The organism is Pseudomonas sp. EA_65y_Pfl2_P74 (genome assembly GCF_963970575.1).
GTDB lineage: Bacteria > Pseudomonadota > Gammaproteobacteria > Pseudomonadales > Pseudomonadaceae > Aquipseudomonas > Aquipseudomonas baetica_A.
This window is the reverse complement of the sequence record NZ_CAXAOQ010000046.1, coordinates 1-18,686: the sequence shown is the minus strand read 5'-3', so window position 1 is coordinate 18,686 and position 18,686 is coordinate 1. Positions and strand designations below refer to the sequence as shown.

Annotated in this window: 21 protein-coding genes and 1 riboswitch; of the genes, 17 read left to right on the top strand and 4 right to left on the bottom strand. The window is 60.2% G+C overall.

Going from position 1 to position 18,686, the window contains the following annotated elements:
• Positions 1 to 131: 131 nt before the first annotated feature.
• From hda to AACY18_RS26700, 3 genes are all read left to right on the top strand, one after another.
• On the top strand, positions 132 to 836 hold the full coding sequence (hda, locus tag AACY18_RS26710; protein WP_007919828.1) for a DnaA regulatory inactivator Hda: 705 nt from the start codon (positions 132 to 134) through the stop codon (positions 834 to 836).
• A gap of 214 nt (positions 837 to 1,050) precedes the next feature.
• A complete protein-coding gene (locus AACY18_RS26705) occupies positions 1,051 to 1,665 on the top strand; it encodes a C40 family peptidase (RefSeq protein ID WP_339433704.1) in 615 nt (204 codons plus the stop codon).
• 221 nt (positions 1,666 to 1,886) lie between these two features.
• Positions 1,887 to 2,423, top strand: a complete 537-nt coding sequence (locus tag AACY18_RS26700; RefSeq protein WP_339433703.1) for a C40 family peptidase — start codon at positions 1,887 to 1,889, stop codon at positions 2,421 to 2,423.
• 65 nt (positions 2,424 to 2,488) lie between these two features.
• Here AACY18_RS26700 and AACY18_RS26695 read toward each other — a convergent pair whose 3' ends face one another.
• On the bottom strand, positions 2,489 to 3,802 hold the full coding sequence (locus tag AACY18_RS26695; protein ID WP_339466661.1) for a PQQ-dependent sugar dehydrogenase: 1,314 nt from the start codon (positions 3,800 to 3,802) through the stop codon (positions 2,489 to 2,491).
• A gap of 66 nt (positions 3,803 to 3,868) precedes the next feature.
• Entirely contained in the window at positions 3,869 to 4,453 is a 585-nt protein-coding gene (locus tag AACY18_RS26690; protein WP_339466660.1) for a hypothetical protein, read from the bottom strand.
• A gap of 153 nt (positions 4,454 to 4,606) precedes the next feature.
• A riboswitch (cobalamin riboswitch) is annotated at positions 4,607 to 4,832 on the top strand.
• Positions 4,833 to 4,914: 82 nt separating this feature from the next.
• On the opposite strand from AACY18_RS26690, the gene cobO reads away from it, so the two are divergent.
• The 14 genes from cobO to AACY18_RS26620 all read left to right on the top strand — a co-directional run bounded on the left by cobO (position 4,915) and on the right by AACY18_RS26620 (position 16,363).
• Positions 4,915 to 5,526 carry a cob(I)yrinic acid a,c-diamide adenosyltransferase gene (gene cobO / locus AACY18_RS26685; protein ID WP_339433700.1) on the top strand — a complete coding sequence of 204 codons (612 nt, stop codon included), beginning with the start codon at positions 4,915 to 4,917 and terminating at the stop codon, positions 5,524 to 5,526.
• Positions 5,523 to 6,872, top strand: a complete 1,350-nt coding sequence (locus AACY18_RS26680) for a cobyrinate a,c-diamide synthase (protein WP_339466659.1) — start codon at positions 5,523 to 5,525, stop codon at positions 6,870 to 6,872. Before cobO ends, AACY18_RS26680 begins: the two co-directional genes overlap by 4 nt.
• Positions 6,873 to 6,919: 47 nt before the next feature.
• The gene (gene bluB / locus AACY18_RS26675; RefSeq protein ID WP_339466658.1) at positions 6,920 to 7,570 is read left to right on the top strand and encodes a 5,6-dimethylbenzimidazole synthase; all 651 of its coding nucleotides are present in this window, start codon (positions 6,920 to 6,922) and stop codon (positions 7,568 to 7,570) included.
• A complete protein-coding gene (gene cbiB, locus AACY18_RS26670; RefSeq protein ID WP_339466656.1) occupies positions 7,567 to 8,475 on the top strand; it encodes an adenosylcobinamide-phosphate synthase CbiB in 909 nt (302 codons plus the stop codon). The genes bluB and cbiB overlap by 4 nt, the downstream gene beginning before the upstream one ends.
• Positions 8,468 to 9,460 carry a threonine-phosphate decarboxylase CobD gene (gene cobD, locus AACY18_RS26665; RefSeq protein WP_339466654.1) on the top strand — a complete coding sequence of 331 codons (993 nt, stop codon included), beginning with the start codon at positions 8,468 to 8,470 and terminating at the stop codon, positions 9,458 to 9,460. Before cbiB ends, cobD begins: the two co-directional genes overlap by 8 nt.
• Positions 9,457 to 10,908 carry a cobyric acid synthase gene (locus AACY18_RS26660; protein ID WP_339466652.1) on the top strand — a complete coding sequence of 484 codons (1,452 nt, stop codon included), beginning with the start codon at positions 9,457 to 9,459 and terminating at the stop codon, positions 10,906 to 10,908. The genes cobD and AACY18_RS26660 overlap by 4 nt, the downstream gene beginning before the upstream one ends.
• A gap of 87 nt (positions 10,909 to 10,995) precedes the next feature.
• Positions 10,996 to 11,517 carry a bifunctional adenosylcobinamide kinase/adenosylcobinamide-phosphate guanylyltransferase gene (cobU, locus tag AACY18_RS26655; protein WP_339433694.1) on the top strand — a complete coding sequence of 174 codons (522 nt, stop codon included), beginning with the start codon at positions 10,996 to 10,998 and terminating at the stop codon, positions 11,515 to 11,517.
• Complete coding sequence (gene cobT, locus AACY18_RS26650) at positions 11,514 to 12,569, top strand: nicotinate-nucleotide--dimethylbenzimidazole phosphoribosyltransferase (protein ID WP_339433693.1); 1,056 nt, start codon at positions 11,514 to 11,516, stop codon at positions 12,567 to 12,569. Before cobU ends, cobT begins: the two co-directional genes overlap by 4 nt.
• Complete coding sequence (gene cobC, locus AACY18_RS26645) at positions 12,566 to 13,141, top strand: alpha-ribazole phosphatase family protein (RefSeq protein WP_339466651.1); 576 nt, start codon at positions 12,566 to 12,568, stop codon at positions 13,139 to 13,141. Before cobT ends, cobC begins: the two co-directional genes overlap by 4 nt.
• 1 nt (position 13,142) lies before the next feature.
• Positions 13,143 to 13,874: an adenosylcobinamide-GDP ribazoletransferase gene (locus AACY18_RS26640; RefSeq protein ID WP_339433691.1), complete on the top strand. Its 732-nt coding sequence runs from the start codon at positions 13,143 to 13,145 to the stop codon at positions 13,872 to 13,874.
• 89 nt (positions 13,875 to 13,963) lie between these two features.
• Positions 13,964 to 14,368: a MarR family winged helix-turn-helix transcriptional regulator gene (locus tag AACY18_RS26635; protein WP_339433690.1), complete on the top strand. Its 405-nt coding sequence runs from the start codon at positions 13,964 to 13,966 to the stop codon at positions 14,366 to 14,368.
• 52 nt (positions 14,369 to 14,420) lie between these two features.
• Positions 14,421 to 15,629, top strand: a complete 1,209-nt coding sequence (locus AACY18_RS26630; RefSeq protein WP_339433689.1) for an MFS transporter — start codon at positions 14,421 to 14,423, stop codon at positions 15,627 to 15,629.
• Entirely contained in the window at positions 15,626 to 15,748 is a 123-nt protein-coding gene (locus AACY18_RS26625; RefSeq protein WP_339433688.1) for a hypothetical protein, read from the top strand. The genes AACY18_RS26630 and AACY18_RS26625 overlap by 4 nt, the downstream gene beginning before the upstream one ends.
• Positions 15,749 to 15,802: 54 nt before the next feature.
• The gene (locus AACY18_RS26620) at positions 15,803 to 16,363 is read left to right on the top strand and encodes a glutathione peroxidase (protein ID WP_339466649.1); all 561 of its coding nucleotides are present in this window, start codon (positions 15,803 to 15,805) and stop codon (positions 16,361 to 16,363) included.
• A 78-nt stretch (positions 16,364 to 16,441) separates the two neighbouring features.
• Here AACY18_RS26620 and AACY18_RS26615 read toward each other — a convergent pair whose 3' ends face one another.
• Together AACY18_RS26615 and AACY18_RS26610 are read right to left on the bottom strand one after the other, a co-directional pair.
• Entirely contained in the window at positions 16,442 to 17,713 is a 1,272-nt protein-coding gene (locus AACY18_RS26615) for an OmpP1/FadL family transporter (RefSeq protein WP_339433686.1), read from the bottom strand.
• A 146-nt stretch (positions 17,714 to 17,859) separates the two neighbouring features.
• Positions 17,860 to 18,342 (bottom strand): hypothetical protein, encoded by a 483-nt coding sequence (locus AACY18_RS26610; RefSeq protein WP_221732210.1) that lies wholly within the window; start codon positions 18,340 to 18,342, stop codon positions 17,860 to 17,862.
• Positions 18,343 to 18,686: the final 344 nt, after the last annotated feature.

The window sequence follows — 18,686 nt, the reverse complement described above, 5'->3', positions numbered from 1 at the left end:
AACCAATGCGTTAACGCAAACCTTTGATTTTGCTTGGACTCTGTCGCATTGTGCGCTCAGCTTCACGGGTATAAACTTCGCAAACTTTACACAGAGGCCACTAACGGTTCCTTGAGAACTGTTCAGTCAGCATGAAACCGATTCAGCTGCCCCTAGGTGTGCGTCTGCGCGACGACGCCACCTTCATCAACTACTACCCAGGCGCCAATGCCGCTGCACTCGGCTATGTCGAGCGCCTATGCGAAGCCGACGCCGGCTGGACAGAAAGCCTGATCTACCTGTGGGGTAAACACGGCGTAGGGCGTACGCATCTGTTGCAGGCCGCTTGCTTGCGATTCGAGCAGATGGGTGAACCTGCGGTGTACCTGCCGTTGGCCGAGTTGATGGATCGTGGCGTCGAAATCCTCGACAACCTTGAGCAGTACGAACTGGTCTGCCTGGATGACTTGCAGGTCATTGCCGGCAAGGCTGACTGGGAAGAGGCGATGTTTCATCTGTTCAACCGTCTGCGTGACAGCGGTCGGCGCTTGCTGATTGCCGCTTCAACCTCTCCGCGTGAGCTGCCAGTGAAACTGGCTGACTTGAAATCACGCCTGACCCTGGCGCTGATTTTCCAGATGCGTCCTCTCTCCGATGAAGACAAGTTGCGTGCGCTGCAATTGCGTGCGTCGCGTCGCGGTCTGCACCTGACGGATGAGGTCGGACATTTTATTTTGACTCGCGGCACTCGCAGCATGAGCGCGCTGTTTGATCTGCTCGAGCAACTCGATCAGGCCTCATTGCAGGCTCAACGCAAGCTGACCATTCCTTTCCTCAAGGAAACCTTGGGCTGGTAAAGCCTTGGGTTTCATTGGGTCTCGGCATATTTCAGGCGCCAGAAAATCCGCTTTCCTGCAGGCTGTGCAGGCCGCGTTTCGTTTCAAATGGGCTTAAGCGCTTAGATGTAAACGAGAAACCGGGAAGTCACAAAAAGATCGATTGAATTTGCAAATGAAGTCGATAGCGGGCATAGTCTCGGCTTCTTTACAACTACCAGCCACGGTCGTGCCCATGCTAAAGCGCTTCGCACCCCTCGTGCCTCTCGCACTCGTCACCCTGTTGTACGGTTGCGCTGCTCATTCTCCAGTTCAAGAGCAGTCACAACAGGTTAAAAATTCTGCTACTGCCCAGTCTTCCGTTATTTACCAGGAAGAGCTGGATACCGAAAAAGAACTCTCTGACTTCAACAAGAAGCCCTATGAGTTGCCAGTTCTGGCCGACAGCATCCTTGAGCGCGGCATGTCCCTGATCGGTACCCGTTACCGTTTTGGCGGTACCTCGGAGGCTGGTTTCGACTGCAGTGGTTTCATCGGTTATCTGTTTCGCGAAGAAGCTGGCATGAATCTGCCTCGCTCCACCCGCGAAATGATCAACGTTGACGCACCGCTGGTATCGCGCAGCAACCTCGAACCGGGTGATCTGCTGTTCTTCGCCACCAGTGGTCGTCGCGGTCGTGTCAGTCACGCCGGGATCTACCTGGGTGACAACCAGTTCATTCATTCCAGCAGTCGTCGTAGCGGTGGTGTTCGTATCGATAACCTGGGTGACAGCTACTGGAGCAAGACCTTCATCGAGGCCAAGCGCGCGCTCGCGATGGCACCGACCGTGGTCACCGCTCGCAAGTAATACCGCCCTTTGTTGCTGCATTCGCGGCGACAATCCGGCCCTCGGCAACGCAGTAGACCTAAACTTTACAAGGTGAAGTTAAAGTCTTACTTGAAGTTTGTCGTGTAGCCGCTAGAATCTGATCCTATATTGATGGCAAACCGCCTGCGTGTTCACGCAGGCGGTTTTGTTTTCTGTCCATCCGGCAGAGAAAGCCGCAGCCAGATCAGGATGTTCTGCTTATGACCATGTCGGCCCGCCTTGCAATGATGTTTTTCGCAGCGCTGCTCAGCGCCTGCGCCAGTCGCACGCCACCACCTGCGCCGGTTGTTCGCGCTCCGGTAGCGTTCGGCCCTTCTCAGTCTTATTCACCTGCTGCCGACGACGTGTTGTTCCGCGCGCTTGGCCTGGTTGGCACGCCTTATCGCTGGGGCGGCAATACCCCGGATTCGGGGTTTGATTGCAGTGGCTTGATCGGTTTTGTTTATCGTGATGCCGCGGGTATTTCTCTGCCGCGCTCTACCCGCGAACTGATCGTCATGCAGGCGCCGAATGTCAGTAAAGAAGGCTTGCAGACAGGCGATCTGATTTTCTTCGCCACCAATGGCGGCTCGCAGGTCAGTCATGCGGGGATTTATGTCGGGGAAGGGCGTTTCGTGCATGCGCCGGCTACCGGCGGTACGGTGAAGCTCGATAGCCTGTCGAAAGCGTATTGGCAGAAGGCGTACCTGAGTGCCAAGCGGGTGTTGCAGCCTGAGCATCTGGCGCATAACCCGTAGCGCTGGGAAAAGAGATGTGGAAGCGGGCAAGCCCGCTCCCACATTTATTATGTGTCGCCCCTGATTTATTGAGCGGAAGACACCCGCCAAACTTTGTTTCCCACATCATCGGCCACCAGCAAGCCACCTTGCTGGTCGATCACCACGCCTACCGGGCGACCCAGAGCGTTTTCGTCCTTGTCGAGGAAACCGGTCAGCACATCCACCGGTTTGCCATTCGGCTTGCCGCCGGTAAACGGTACGAAAATCACTTTGTAACCACTGTGCGGCTTGCGGTTCCAAGAGCCGTGCTGGCCGATGAACGCCCCTTCCTTGAATTGCGCGGGCAGTGTGTTGCCTTCGGCGAAAGTCAGGCCCAGTGAGGCGGTGTGCGGGCCGACGGCGTAATCCGGGACGATGGCCTTGGCCACCAGGTCGAGATTCTGCGGGCTGACGCGCACATCGACATGCTGCCCGTAATAGCTGAACGGCCAGCCATAAAAACCGCCATCCTTGACCGAGGTGATGTAGTCCGGCACCAGGTCGCTGCCAATCTCGTCGCGCTCATTGACTGCGGTCCACAATGCGCCGGTGCTTGGCTCCCAAGCCAGGCCGTTGGGATTGCGGATGCCTGAAGCGAAGATCCGGTGATCGCCGGTGGCCCGATCCACTTCCCAGATCGCTGCGCGACCTTCTTCTCTATCCAGTCCGTTCTCGCCGACGTTGCTGTTCGAACCGACAGTGACATACAGCTTGCTGCCGTCCTTGCTGGCAATGACGTTTTTGGTCCAGTGATGATTCAGCGTGCCGCCCGGCAGGTCGGTGACCTTGATCGGCTGCGTTTTGATTTCTGTTGCGCCAGTTTCGTAGTGCAAGCGCAGCAGGCGATCGGTGTCCGCGATGTACAGGTCATTGCCGACCAGGGTCATGCCGAACGGTGAGTTGAGATTTTGCACAAACACCGTACGCGTCTCAGCCACGCCATCGTGATCGGCATCACGTAGCAGGGTGATGCGATTTGCGCTCGGTACGCCGGCGCCAGCCTTGCCCATGACTTTCTTCATGATCCAGCCACGAATGCCGCTGCTGTCGTCAGGTTTGGGCGGAGCATTGGTTTCCGCCACCAGCACGTCGCCGTTGGGCAGCACGTAAAGCCAGCGCGGATGGTCTAGACCTTCGGCGAATGCCGCCACTTGCGTGCCTGCCGCGGCAGTCGGTTTTGCGCCATCTGGCCAGCCGACCGCCGGGGCGATATTCACGGTTGGGATCAGGGTTTTGTTGGGTTCGGGTAGTTTCGGTGACGGGCCGGTGCCGTCGGAGACTTGAAGGCTTGAGGATTCACCACAGGCGGCGAGCCCCCCGGCGAGCGCGATAACGAGAGCGAGCTGGGTCTTGCGCATTGCTGATCTTCCCTATGAATGCATTCGTAATCATAGAGGCACGCGCAAGCCCGATGGTTCAACCGCTTAGCCGCGGGCCTCCTTGAAGAGCACGGCAATGCCCGGGTGATAGTTGCCAGCATCGCTGCGCAATTTGCGATAGGCGTAAGGGAAATACCAGGCCACGGCGCAGGTGTGTTCTTTTTGCAGGTCGTCGACCATGTCCTGCAGTTCTTCGGGGGTGGCGCTGTGCTGGGCTTTTTGCGGGGCGACAAACAGGCAGCCGAGCTTGAGGTCGCTGGCGAAACTGATGCGTTTGGCGTCGCTGGTGATCTCCAGCAGGGCTTGGGTCAGGTTGAGATTGTTCACGCGTGGCCAGCGCTGGGTGGCTTGAATGAACGCGCGATCTTCGGCGCCGGCCAGGAACAGGTCGGCGCGGGCATTGCGCTCGCCATCCTCGTTTTGCTTGCGGGTAGCGGTCTGCTCTAGCGTCACCAGTTCGGCCATCCAGGCCGCAGCGGAAAGCAATCCGAGATTGGCTTTCTCGTCATGCCAGTAGGGTGTGTCGCTGTCGCCGCGCACGGCGTTGTAGCGGTCGATACAGTCAAACCAGCGTTCCAGTACCGGGCGCAGAAATTCCAGGCGCGGGTTGCTGATGATCATGCCTTGCATGTGGCTCACCTTATTCTTGTGTGATGTGAGATTGTGGCTCTTTGATATCACTCTTGAGAGTGTGGCACAAGATTGGCGTCAGATCATTGATCGACGGCAGTTATTCGCCCGACAGCCTCCTCTTTAATTGACGCTCCACCCCCAACCCTCTAACCTTCGCGGCTTGTTTCAGGTGCTCTGTGACCCCTGTCGACAGAGTGAAACAGGGAAGCCGGTGAGGGTCGTCTTCAAACGAAGAGCAACCACGATCCCGGCGCTGCCCCCGCAACGGTAAATGAGTGAAAACTGCGTCGAATGCCACTGCTCAAAGCGGGAAGGCGCGCAGCCAGGCGATTCGCCGCTCATGAGCCCGGAGACCGGCCTGATTCATCCAACGGCATCACGGTGGGCGATGCCAGGCTTTTTTGCCTTCTATTCTTGTGCCTGCCCGCCGTTATCCAGCCTCAACGGAGAGCTCCCCCATGACTGATTCCCCTGAGCGTGACGAACGCCATCTGGCGCGTATGCAGCGCAAAAAAGCCGTGATCGATGAACGTATCGCCAATTCGCCTGATGAGTGCGGCCTGGTGCTGGTGCTCACCGGCAATGGCAAAGGCAAAAGCAGTTCGGCGTTCGGCATGCTCGCCCGCGCCATGGGGCACGGCATGCGCTGCGGCGTGGTGCAATTCATCAAGGGGCGCAACAGCACCGGCGAAGAGCTGTTTTTTCGGCGTTTCCCCGAGCAGGTGCGCTTTCATGTGATGGGCGAGGGCTTCACCTGGGAAACCCAGGACCGTCAGCGCGATATCGCCGCCGCCGAAGCCGCTTGGGAAGTGTCCCGCGAGCTTTTGCGCGATCCGTCGATTGGCCTGGTGGTGCTGGATGAGCTGAATATCGCCCTCAAGCACGGCTACCTCGATCTCGATCAGGTGCTCAGCGACTTGCAGGCGCGTGCGCCGATGCAGCATGTGATTGTCACAGGGCGCGGCGCCAAGCCGGAAATGGTCGAGATGGGCGACACCGTCACTGAAATGGGCATGATCAAACACGCCTTCCAGGCCGGTATCAAAGCGCAGAAAGGCGTCGAACTTTGAATCAGTCACGTCATTGCCCGGCGGTACTGATTGCCGCGCCGGCTTCCGGTCAGGGCAAGACCACCGTCACGGCCGCGCTGGCCCGTTTGCACCGCAATCAAGGGCGCAAGGTGCGCGTGTTCAAGTGCGGCCCGGACTTTCTCGATCCGATGATTCTCGAGCGCGCCAGCGGTGCGCCGGTCTATCAATTGGACATGTGGATGGTCGGTGAGCAGGAAAGCCGTCGTCTGCTGTGGGAGGCCGCAGCCGAGGCCGATCTGATTCTGATCGAAGGCGTGATGGGGTTGTTTGACGGCACGCCGTCGAGCGCTGATCTGGCCCGGCATTTCGGCGTGCCGGTGCTGGGTGTGATTGATGGAACGGCGATGGCGCAGACCTTTGGTGCGTTGGCGCTGGGCTTGGCGAAATATCAGCCGGATCTGCCGTTCGCTGGCGTGCTGGCCAACCGGGTCGGTACGTTGCGTCACGCACAATTGCTCGAAGGCAGCCTGACCGAAGGCTTGCGCTGGTATGGCGCATTGTCCCGCGAGACCGGCATCGAATTGCCGAGCCGTCATCTTGGTCTGGTTCAGGCCGGTGAGCTCAATGACCTCGATGTGCGCCTGGACGCCGCTGCACAAGCGCTTGCCAGCAGTTGCGAGGTAGCGCTGCCACCGGCCGTGGAATTTGCCGCGCCTGAAGTCATCAATGTAGAGCCCTTGTTAAAAGGTGTGCGAATCGCCGTCGCCCACGATGAAGCATTTGCCTTCACCTATGGCGCCAGCCTCGACCTGTTGCGGACGATGGGCGCTGTGTTGAGTTTCTTCTCGCCGATCCGCGATACGCAGTTGCCAGAGGCCGACAGCCTCTATCTGCCCGGCGGTTACCCGGAACTGCACCACGTTGCGTTATCGCAGAACAGCGCAATGCTCGAAGCCATCCGCGCCCATCATGCGGCCGGAAAACCGTTGCTCGCTGAATGTGGCGGCATGCTGTATCTGCTCGACTCGTTGACGGATGTTGAGGGCAGTCGCGCCGAACTGGTCGGCTTGCTCGCAGGCGATGCGGTGATGCAGAAACGCCTGGCGGCATTGGCGCTGCAAGCGGTTGATCTGCCGGAAGGCACGTTGCGCGGCCACACCTATCACCATTCCCTGACGACGACTGAATTGACGCCGATTGCCCGAGGCCTGAGCCCGAATGGCGGGCGTGGTGCGGAGGCGGTTTATCGGGACGGGCGGATGACGGCGTCGTATGTGCATTTTTACTTCCCGTCGAATCCTGCGGCTATTGCTGCACTATTGCTGCCTGACCGCGAGGCCGCCTTCGCGAGCAAGCTCGCGCCCAAAGGGGATCGCGTTTCTTGAGCAAGCACCCCGACCCATGTGGGAGCGAGCTTGCTCGCGAAGAGGCCGTGACGGACAACGCATTTTCCGAAACCGAACGCGCAGCGGTCTACAAAGCCATCGCCGAACGCCGCGACATGCGCCACTTCACTGGCGGCGCCGTCGAGCCCCAGTTGCTGCGCCGTTTATTGGACGCCGCACATCAAGCACCAAGTGTCGGCTTGATGCAGCCTTGGCGTTTCATCCGCGTCAGCGATCGTGCTCTGCGCGGGCAGATCCGCAATCTCGTAGAAGAAGAACGCATCCGCACCGCCGAGGCCCTCGGTGAGCGCAGTGACGAGTTCATGAAGCTCAAGGTCGAAGGCATCAACGACTGCGCCGAAGTGCTGGTCGCGGCGCTGATGGATGATCGCGAGAAACACATTTTCGGGCGCCGCACGCTGCCGGAAATGGACATGGCTTCGTTGTCCTGTGCGATTCAGAATCTGTGGCTGGCGTCCCGTGCCGAAGGATTGGGCATGGGCTGGGTCTCGTTGTTCGAGCCGCAAGCGCTCGCCGATCTGCTGAAACTGCCGGCCGGGGCCAAGCCTTTGGCCGTTTTGTGTCTGGGCCCGGTTAAGGAATTCTATCCGGCGCCGATGCTGGTACTCGAAGGGTGGGCGCAGGCGCGTCCGCTCAATGAGTTGCTGTATGAAAATTATTGGGGAGTGAGTCAATGAGTGTGGCGTTGTTGAGTGTCGCCGCGGTCGCGCTGGATGCGCTGCTGGGTGAACCGAAACGCTGGCATCCGCTGGTAGCGTTCGGCAATTTTGCCGGGCGCATCGAGCAACGGTTCAACGCCGGTGGCCGGGGCTGGCGAAGCCACGGCGTGACCGCGTGGGTGATCGCGGTGCTGCCGCTGACCTTGCTGGCCACTGCATTGTCCTGGGCGCCGTATGTGGGCTGGGTTGTCGAGATCCTTGCGTTGTATTGCGCCCTTGGCATGCGCAGCCTCGGCGAACACGTCGAGCCGGTGGCCCAGGCGTTGCGCGCCGATGATCTGGAAGAGGCGCGTAAGCGTGTCGGTTATCTGGTCAGCCGCCAGACCCATGAACTGGACAGCACCGCCGTCGCCCGCGCGGCCACCGAGTCAGTACTGGAGAACGGCAGCGATGCGGTGTTCGCCGCGCTGTTCTGGTTTGCTGTGGCGGGTGCGCCGGGCGTTGTCCTCTACCGTTTGAGTAATACGCTCGATGCGATGTGGGGCTATCGCAACGAACGTTTCGAGCGTTTTGGCTGGTGCGCGGCCAAAATCGACGACGTACTCAACTACGTTCCTGCACGCCTGGTGGCGTTGACCTACGCACTGCTCGGTAAAACCCGGCTGGCGTTGAAATGCTGGCGCACCCAGGCGCCGAAATGGGACAGCCCCAACGCCGGCCCGGTGATGGCGGCGGGAGCCGGTGCGCTCGGCGTGGAACTGGGTGGTCCGGCGATTTACCACGGCGAACTGCATGAGCGTCCGCAACTGGGCGAAGGCGTTCAGGCCGATGCCGATTCCATCGACCGTGGCTGGCAATTGGTTCAGCGCGGCGTATGGTTATGGCTGCTGATTCTCTGCGTGGGGGCTGAATTCTATGCTTGAGCACGGTGGCCGGCTGCGCAAGGCTGCTCTCGATTACGGTATTGCCGAAGCCGACTGGCTCGACCTGTCCAGTGGTCTGGCGCCGTGGCCGTTTCCGATCCCCGACATACCGCTGCGAGCCTGGGCGCGATTGCCGGAGACCGACGACGGTCTGGAACAAGCCGCGTGCGATTATTACGGCGCTTCGCAGGTGTTGCCGGTGGCCGGTTCGCAGATGGCCATCCAGTTGCTGCCGCGCTTGCGTCGGGCTGGCAAAGTCGGTGTGTTGTCGCCGTGTTATGCCGAGCACGCCGAAGCCTGGCGCCGCAGCGGCTACATCGTGCGTGAAATGCTCGAACAGGAAGTCGACTTCTTTATCGACAACCTTGACGTGCTGGTGGTGGTCAATCCGAACAACCCCACCGGCCTGAGTCTGAGCCCGGCGCGGCTGCTCGACTGGCATGCACGGCTGGCCCAGCGCGGTGGTTGGCTGGTGGTCGACGAAGCGTTCATGGACAACACCCCGCAGTTGAGCCTGGCTGCACATACCCATCAGGTCGGTTTGATTGTGTTGCGTTCATTCGGCAAGTTTTTTGGTCTGGCCGGGGTGCGACTGGGTTTTGTCCTGGCCGAGCGCAAGTTGCTTAAATTGCTCGCCGAGCAAGTCGGGCCGTGGGCTGTAAGCGGGCCGACGCGGGTGTTGGGTCGGGCCTGTCTGCGCGACACTGAAGGTCACACCCGGCAACGCATTCGCAGTGACGAGGCGAGTGAAAGGCTTGCCCTTGTGCTGGAGCGTTACGGCTTCAAACCCCACGGCGGTTGCGCCTTGTTCCAGTGGCTGATCACTGAGTATGCCGCCGCGCTATACGAATTCATGGCCCGTCGCGGCATCCTTCTGCGCCTCTTCACCCACAACAGCAGCCTGCGTTTCGGCTTGCCTGCCGACGCGGCTGAGCAAGCGCGTCTCGAACAGGCGCTGCAGGCCTTTACCAAGGAATTGAAATGACAACCCTGATGGTGCAGGGCACCACCTCCGACGCGGGCAAAAGTACGTTGGTGACGGCGCTGTGCCGCTGGGCGACCCGTCAGGGTGTCGCCGTCGTGCCGTTCAAACCGCAGAACATGGCGCTCAACAGCGCGGTGACCGCTGACGGCGGCGAAATCGGCAGGGCGCAGGCTGTGCAGGCACAAGCGGCGTTTCTTGAGCCGCACACCGACATGAACCCGGTACTGCTCAAACCCAATAGCGACACCGGCGCGCAAGTGATCATTCATGGGCGCGCCGTCACCAGCATGAACGCCGTGGCCTATCACGACTACAAAGCCATCGCCATGAAGGCTGTGCTGGCCTCGCACGAACGATTGAGCGCGGCGTACCCGTTGGTTATGGTCGAGGGCGCAGGCTCGCCGGCGGAGATCAACCTGCGCGCTGGCGACATCGCCAACATGGGGTTCGCCGAGGCGGTCGATTGCCCGGTGCTGCTGATTGCCGACATCAATCGCGGTGGTGTTTTTGCTCATTTGGTTGGCACGCTGGAGTTGCTGTCGCCGAGCGAGCAGGCGCGGGTAAAAGGCTTCATCATCAACCGTTTTCGCGGTGACATCGCCTTGCTGCAACCAGGCCTCGACTGGCTTGAGCAGCGCACCGGCAAACCGGTGGTCGGCGTGTTGCCGTATGTGATGGATCTGCATCTGGAGGCGGAAGACGGCATCGACCAGCGCCAGACCGACAAGGCCGATCAAGTGCTCAAAGTGGTGGTGCCGGTGCTGCCGCGCATCAGCAACCACACCGATTTCGATCCGCTGCGTTTGCATCCACAGGTTGATCTGCAATTTGTGGGGCCGGGGCAGGCGATTCCGGCAGCGGACCTGATCATCTTGCCGGGCTCGAAAAGCGTGCGCAGTGATCTGGCCTATCTGCGCGCCAACGGCTGGGACACGGCGATCAACCGTCACTTGCGTTACGGCGGCAAAGTGCTGGGGATATGTGGTGGCATGCAAATGCTCGGTCAGCAGGTGCATGACCCGCTGGGGCTTGAAGGGGCGCCCGGTTCCAGTGCCGGGCTCGGTTTGCTGGCGTTTGCAACGCAGCTTGAAGCCGAGAAGCAACTGCGCAATGTGCGTGGGCGCTTGGCGTTGGAAGAAGCTGAAGTCAGCGGTTATGAGATTCATGCTGGCGTGACCACTGGCCCTGCGCTGGAAAACGCAGCGGTGCGGCTCGATGACGGTCGTTGCGATGGCGCGCAGAGTGTTGATGGGCAGGTGTTCGGTACGTATCTGCATGGCGTGTTCGAATCGCCGGCGGCCAGTGCGGCGTTGCTGCGCTGGGCGGGGCTGAGCGATGTGCAGGACGTGGATTATCACGGGTTGCGCGAGCGCGATATCGAACGGTTGGCGGATCTGGTGGAGAAGCATCTGGATACCGATTTGTTGCGTCAGCTCTGTGGGATCTAGGGTGTTTCGGCTACCGCGGTCTCTGTGGGAGCGGGCTTGCTCGCGTAGAGGCCGGTGGCCTCAATGCATAATTTTCAGGATGTTCCCATGCTCCAATTGATCCTCGGCGGCGCCCGCTCCGGCAAAAGTCGCCTGGCGGAAACGCTCGCCACCGACAGCAACCTGTCAGTCACCTACATCGCCACCAGCCAGCCGCTGGACGGCGAAATGAATGACCGCGTCGCTCATCATCGCGCTCGTCGTCCTGCCCAATGGGCGCTCATCGAAGAACCGCTGGAACTGGCCCGCGTCCTGCGCGAAAACGCCAATGCCGAGCGTTGCCTGCTGGTCGATTGCCTGACCCTGTGGCTGACCAACCTGTTGATGCTCGATGACGTTGAGCGTCTCGTCGCTGAACGCGACGCCCTGCTCGAATGCCTGGCGTCCTTGCCGGGTGAAATCATTTTTGTCAGCAACGAGACCGGAATGGGTGTCGTGCCGCTGGGCGAATTGACTCGCCGCTACGTCGATGAAGCCGGTTGGCTGCATCAAGCTCTGGCTGAGCGCTGTCAGCGTGTCGTCCTGACCGTCGCCGGCCTGCCCCTGACCCTGAAAGGACCTGCCTTATGACCCAAGCCTGGTGGCTGAGCCCGTGCAAACCGGTGAACGCCGATATCGTTGAACAAGCGGCAGCACGGCAACAGCAATTGACCAAACCAGCCGGCTCTCTGGGGCGGCTCGAGTCGGTGGCGGTGCAGTTGGCCGGTCTGCAAGGGCAGGTGAAGCCGACGCTTGAACAGGTCTGGATTGCAATCTTTGCCGGTGATCACGGTGTTGTGGCTGAAGGTGTGTCGGCATTTGCGCAGGAAGTGACCGGGCAGATGCTGCTCAACTTCGTCAGCGGCGGCGCGGCGATCAGCGTGCTGGCACGCACGCTCGGTGCACAACTGGAAGTGGTGGACCTGGGCACGGTAACGCCGACGCTGAATCTGCCGGGAGTGCGTCACTTGAATATCGGCGCAGGCACGGCGAATTTCGTTCAGGGTTCGGCGATGACTCAATCGCAAGGCGAACTCGCGTTGCTGGCCGGTCGCGACAGCGTGTTGCGTGCCAAAGCGGCGGGTACGCAGTTGTTCATCGGTGGCGAAATGGGCATCGGTAATACCACCGCTGCCAGTGCGCTCGCCTGTGCGTTGCTCGATTGCCCGGTGGCGCACCTGACCGGCCCCGGCACCGGTTTGAATGCCGAAGGTGTCAGCCATAAAGCGCAAGTGATCGAGCGCGCATTGGCGTTGCACGCCGCGCAGCGTGGTGATGCGTTGCAGACACTGTTCAACCTTGGTGGTTTCGAGATTGCCGCGCTGGTCGGCGCGTATCTGGCCTGTGCGCAGGAAGGCGTAGCCGTGCTGGTCGACGGCTTTATCTGCACCGTCGCCGCGCTCGTCGCGGTGCGCTTGAATCCGGCCTGCCGCGAGTGGTTGCTGTTCGGACATCGCGGTGCCGAGCCGGGCCATCGCCATGTGCTGGAAACCCTGAGCGCCGAGCCGTTGCTGGAACTCGGCCTGCGCCTGGGCGAGGGCAGTGGCGCCGCGCTGGCGGTGCCACTGCTGCGTCTGGCCTGCGACCTGCATGCACAGATGGCGACGTTCGCTGAGGCGGCGGTGGCGGATCGTCCGGCATGACGTTGCGTCTGGATCTGCTGCGACACGGTGAGACCGAACTCGGTGGTGGCTTGCGCGGCAGTCTCGATGACGCGCTCACCGAAAAGGGCTGGGCGCAGATGCGTGCGGCTGTCGTCGCGGGCGGGCCGTGGGATCGTTTGGTCAGCTCGCCATTGCAGCGGTGCGCGCGGTTTGCCGCTGAACTCGGTGAACAACTGAATCTGCCGGTGCAACTGGACAAAGATCTGCAAGAACTGCATTTCGGCGCTTGGGAAGGGCAGAGCGCGGCGGCGCTGATGGAGACGGATGCCGAGGCGCTAGGGCTGTTCTGGGCTGACCCGTATGGGTTTACGCCACCGCAGGGCGAGCCGGTCAGTGATTTTTCTGCGCGGGTATTGGCGGCGGTGGCGCGGCTGCAAGCGGCGTATGCGGGTGAGCGGGTGCTGCTGATCAGCCATGGCGGCGTGATGCGCCTGTTGCTGGCGCAGGCGCGAGGATTGCCGCGTGAACAGTTGCTCAATGTTGAAGTCGGTCACGGCGCGCTCTTCTCGCTGACGGTCGAGGTTGACGGTTTGCTCAAGGAAGGTCACTGACATGCTGGCGCTGTGGATCGCCCTGCAATTTCTCAGCAGCCTGCCGATTCGTTTGCCGGGCATGCCTGAGCCGGAACAGCTTGGGCGTTCGCTGTTGTTTTATCCGCTGGTGGGGTTGCTGTTCGGCGTGATCCTTTGGGCGCTGAACCTGGCGCTGGCGGGTGCACCGTTGCTGCTGCACGCGGCGCTGTTGTTAACGGTTTGGGTGTTGCTCAGCGGTGCGTTGCACCTTGATGGTCTGGCCGACAGTGCCGATGCCTGGTTGGGTGGCTTTGGTGATCGCGAACGTACGTTAACGATCATGAAAGACCCGCGCAGCGGGCCGATCGCTGTGGTGACGCTGGTGCTGGTGTTGCTGCTGAAATTCGCGGCTTTGCTGGCGCTGATTGAGCAGCAGCAAGCGATGGCGTTGATCATCGCGCCGTTGCTTGGGCGGGCGGCGTTGCTCGGGCTGTTTCTGACCACCCCCTATGTGCGCGCCGGTGGCTTGGGGCAAGCGCTGGCCGATCATCTGCCGCGCAAGACGGGGTGGCGGGTGCTGGGGTTGAGCGCGGCGGCGTGTTTGCTGATCGCCGGATTCAAAGCGATGGTTGCTTTGGTTGTAGCGCTCGTTGTGTTTTTCTGGCTGCGGCAAGTGATGATGCGACGGCTGGGCGGGACGACCGGGGATACGGCGGGGGCGTTGCTTGAATTGCTGGAGATGGCGGTGTTGGTGGGGGTGGTCTTGGTCTGACGGATGGCTGGCTTATCACGCGCCACAAACCGTATTGATAAACTGATGTGTAACTTGATTTAACACAGTCACGGGTATATACACGCACCATGCTTCCTTCTCAGTGTTTGTGCACCAACCTGCGTCGCGCCGCGCGTGGCGTCAGCAGGCATTACGACGGCGCTCTCGACGGCTTCGGGATCAACGTTGCCCAGTATTCTTTGCTGTGCAATCTGCAGCGTCTGGAACAACCGAGCATCTCGGAACTGGCCGAAGCCATGGGCCTGGACCGCAGCACCCTGGGACGCAATGTGCGCGTGCTGGAGGGCGAGGGATTGGTCGCGCTGGCCGAAGGCGAGGACATGCGTAACCGCATCGTCCGGCTCACCGAGGCCGGTATACAGCGACTGGCAGCGGCATTGCCAGCCTGGGAAGCGGCGCAGCAGCGATTGATTGATCGTTTGGGCGCCGAGAAGCGTGAAACCTTGCTCAGATTGCTCGACGAACTGGCGTAGCGCCGGTTTTTTCGGGCTCAAGCGGGTATATACCCGCGAATGGAGAACAACAATGACATCGATGTGGCGTACGTGCGGTTGGGTGTTGCTGGGGAGTGCGCTGATCCTGGCGTTGTCATTGGGCATAAGACACGGTTTTGGCTTGTTCCTGTCGCCGATGAGTGCGCAGTTTGGCTGGGGGCGTGAGGTGTTCGCCTTTGCCATCGCCTTGCAGAACCTGATTTGGGGGCTCGCCCAGCCGTTCACCGGCGCACTGGCGGACCGCTTCGGCGCGGCGAAAGTGGTGCTGATCGGTGGCGTGCTCTACGCCGCGGGGCTGGTGTGCATGGCCCTGTCGGATTCGGCGTTGACGTTGTCCCTGAGTGCGGGCCTGTTGATTGGCATTGGCCTTTCTGGCACCTCGTTCTCGGTGATCCTGGGCGTCGTCGGTCGCGCGGTGCCCCCGCAGAAACGCAGCATGGGCATGGGCATTGCCAGCGCTGCCGGCTCCTTCGGCCAGTTCGCCATGTTGCCAGGCACGCTGGGTCTGATCGGCTGGCTCGGTTGGTCGGCTGCGCTGCTGGTGTTGGGTCTGTTGGTGGCGCTTATTGTGCCGCTGGTGAGCATGCTCAAAGACAACCCGCTCCCAGTACTCGGTCATGAACAGACACTCTCGCAAGCCCTGCGTGAAGCCTGTTCGCACTCCGGATTCTGGCTGTTGGCCTTCGGCTTTTTCGTCTGTGGTTTTCAGGTGGTGTTTATCGGCGTGCATCTACCGGCCTATCTGGTTGATCAGCACTTGCCGGCCACGGTTGGCACCACGGTGCTGGCGCTGATCGGACTGTTCAATATCTTCGGCACCTACACCGCCGGTTGGCTCGGTGGCCGCATGTCCAAACCACGGTTGCTGACAGCGTTGTATTTGCTGCGAGCGGTGGTGATCGCGTTGTTCCTGTGGCTGCCGGTGACAACGACATCGGCGTATGTGTTTGGCATGGCCATGGGGTTTCTGTGGCTGTCGACGGTGCCGTTGACCAACGGTACGGTAGCGACCTTGTTCGGCGTGCGAAACCTGTCCATGCTTGGTGGCATCGTGTTTCTGTTCCATCAGCTTGGTGCGTTCCTCGGTGGCTGGCTGGGCGGGGTGGTGTATGACCGTACCGGGAGTTATGACTTGATCTGGCAAGTGGCGATACTTCTGAGCCTGTTGGCGGCGGCGTTGAACTGGCCGGTGCGCGAGCGTCCTGTCGCACGCCTGCAAACCAGTGCGGGCGCTGCATGAGTCGTTTGTGGTCACGAATTGCCCTCACCGCGCTCGGCGTCGCCTTGCTGGCGCTGGTGTGGTGGGGCTGGCATCAGGGCGGCCTGGCTTTGATGCAGTTGGGCACGAGTATTTGCTAGAAGCAGGCGTGGCGAGTAACGTCGACCTCTGACGACTGCTCAAGGAGGCTCGAAATGCTGATGCGCTGGTGTGCGGTTCCCGCGTTGCTGATGGCGTTGACTGGCCTGGCCCAGGCCGCTGACTGTCCGGAATTGTTGCAAGGCTCATTGCCGAAATTGCGTGCCAAGGATTCCATTGATCTGTGCAAGCAGTACGCCGACAAACCGCTGGTGGTGATCAACACCGCCAGTTTCTGTGGTTTCGCGCCACAGTTCGAAGGCCTCGAGGCACTCAATCAGCGCTACAAGGCGCAAGGTCTGGAAATGCTCGGTGTGCCCTCCAACGACTTCAAACAGGAGTCCAGGGACAGCGCTGAGACTGCCAAGGTTTGCTATGCCAACTACGGCGTGACATTCGCCATGACCGAGCCGCAGAAGGTTCGGGGTGATGACGCCACGCATATGTTTCAGGTGTTGGCTGCGCAGAGCAGTGCGCCGAAGTGGAATTTCTACAAATACGTGGTGGATCGCCAGGGCAAAGTGATCGCCAATTTCTCCAGCCTGACCAAGCCGGATGATCCGCAGTTTCTCGCCGCGATCGAGAAAGCCATTGCCTCAAAGCCGCTGAAACCCTGATCTAAATGAAAAAGCCCCGCGCTCTTTAACCGAGGCGGGGCTTTTTAGTGGGCGAGGGGTTAGCCTCGCCTGACAGCATCAGAAGCGGTAGGTTGCGCCGAGACCGAAACCGTTTGCCGAGTTTTCATACTTGGAGTTGTAGCTCTGGCCGCGATCGTTTTCGTTGCGGATCTTGACCGACTCTTCCTTCAGGTACGAATAAGCGACATCGATCGTCAGGTCTTCGGTCGGGCTCCAGCCAGCGCCGATGCTGAAGATCGTCCGGTCGCCGGTAGGAATGCGTGGCGAACGGTCGACGTTGTTGGTCGGCGACTGGTCGAACGTCAGGCCGGTACGCAGTACCCACTCCTTGTTCAACTGGTACGACGTGCCCACGGCGTAAGCCCAGGAGTCGTGCCAGTTCTGGTCTTCGGTGATTTCACCGAACTGACCGGCCAATGCAGGCTGTACGCCGGAGTTCTTGACGGTGATTTTTTCCAGTTGGCTCCAACGGGTCCAGGTGGAACCGGCATAGACGTTCCAGCGGTCGTTGATCGCTTGGGTGACCGAGAAGTCGATGGACTCAGGCGTGGTGATCTTCAGCGAAGCATCGTACTTCTGGCTGGCGCTAAGACCGGCCAGCGCCAGTGCGCCGTAGTTGACCTTGGTGTTGCCTTCAAGCTTGTAGTCGACTTTGGAGTGATACGTCAGACCCAGTCGGGTGGTGTCGGTGGCTTGTACCAGCACGCCGATGTTGTAGCCCAGTGCGGTGTCGTCGCCCTTGATCTTGACCTTGCCATCCGGCAGGGCCTGAGTGATCGACAGGTTGGATTCCAGTGTGCCGTCGATGCGGTTGATGGTCGGGCCGAAACCGATCGACACCTTGTCGTTGAAGGCGTAGCTGACAGTTGGCTGAAAGGTGATGACCTGTACTTCGGACTTGCTGCCGAAGTAACGACCGGCAAACCCTTTTTCATAGTCGGTAATCAGGCCGAACGGTACATAAACCCCCAGACCAAATGCCCAATGCTCATCGATCGGTTTGACGTAGAAGCCCATAGGTACGGAGGTGAAGGGCACCATGTCGCCTTTGTTGCTGCCGCCGTTAGGGCTGGAGCTACCGTCGCTGATATCGGTCTTGGCATCGAGGAATGCAACACCGCCAGTGACTTGTTCGCGCTTGAGGCGCGACATGCCGGCAGGGTTGCCATAAACAGTGCTTGCGTCGTCGGCAGAAGAAGATCGCCCGGCGTAACCCGTCCCCATCCCGCTAATGCTGTGTTCGTTGATGGCAAAGCCAGCGGCGAAAATCTGCGTGGATGCCATGGCAACGGCGAGGCTAAGGGTGGTTTTGAGCATTACTTTTTTCATTATTAGAACTCCTGGTGATCACCGGGGCGAAAATTACCAACATTTTCGTTCCGGCGCTATAGTCCGTATGCGTTGAGTTAGAGCGGTTTTGTAGGACAATCCGACCAGAATGGCGACATGATGGGCGATATTGAAAAACTGGTCAGTCAGCAAGCGACCTGATTCAGTGGTGAAACACAGGTTTGCCATGCATAAGTGAAGTCCCGCAGGCGACCCTGGGGCTGAAAAGTCTGACGCCAGATCCGCGCCATGCCGAGCAGATCATTGGGGGCGGGAAGGGTGGGGTTTTGTTCTTCCACCAGCAGCCAGGCGATGGCCGTGGCGTAACGCAGGTTGACGGTCAATTCCAGGTGCGGGCTGCTGAGAAAGGCATGCTGGCTGGCCAGTCCGCGAACCAGGCTGGCGCGTTCCGGATCGAGCGCCAGATAGTCATCCCAGAGTGCCTGATGGCGATGCTCGGCGATGCGGTAGAGGCCGTGGCCTCGGCGGTCATGCAGGGCGGACCCGAGGTCGGACTGGCTGGCTGCAATGCCCAGCAAAAGGGATTCGGCGGTTGCGCAATGGCGTCCCAGATAAATCAGCGTAGGACGGATCACGTAGCGACACAGTTCGCTGGCAGCGATACCCATAAAGCCCTCGGATCTTGTTATTGGGCGGCGATACCTGAAGGTGGCCTTGGCAGCGGTGGATCGACTCAGGCTCGCCGGAAGCGGATCACGCCGCTTGAGTTGAAGTGTAGTGTCATATTTGCGACGTAAAGGCCTGTTTTTAAAATATTTCCGGCAGTGAGTTATAACCGTTATATCCGATAGTGCTTAGGCGTCGAGGGTAAAAAGTGAAACATCATGTCTAGTCCTGAAATAGGTTTACACCTATCTCACCCTAACGCCCGATGCACTGCATCGGGCGTTTTGTATTTTAAGGACAGGTGCGGGCGCTCTTGGTTGTAGATCAAGACCGCTTCCCGCACCAT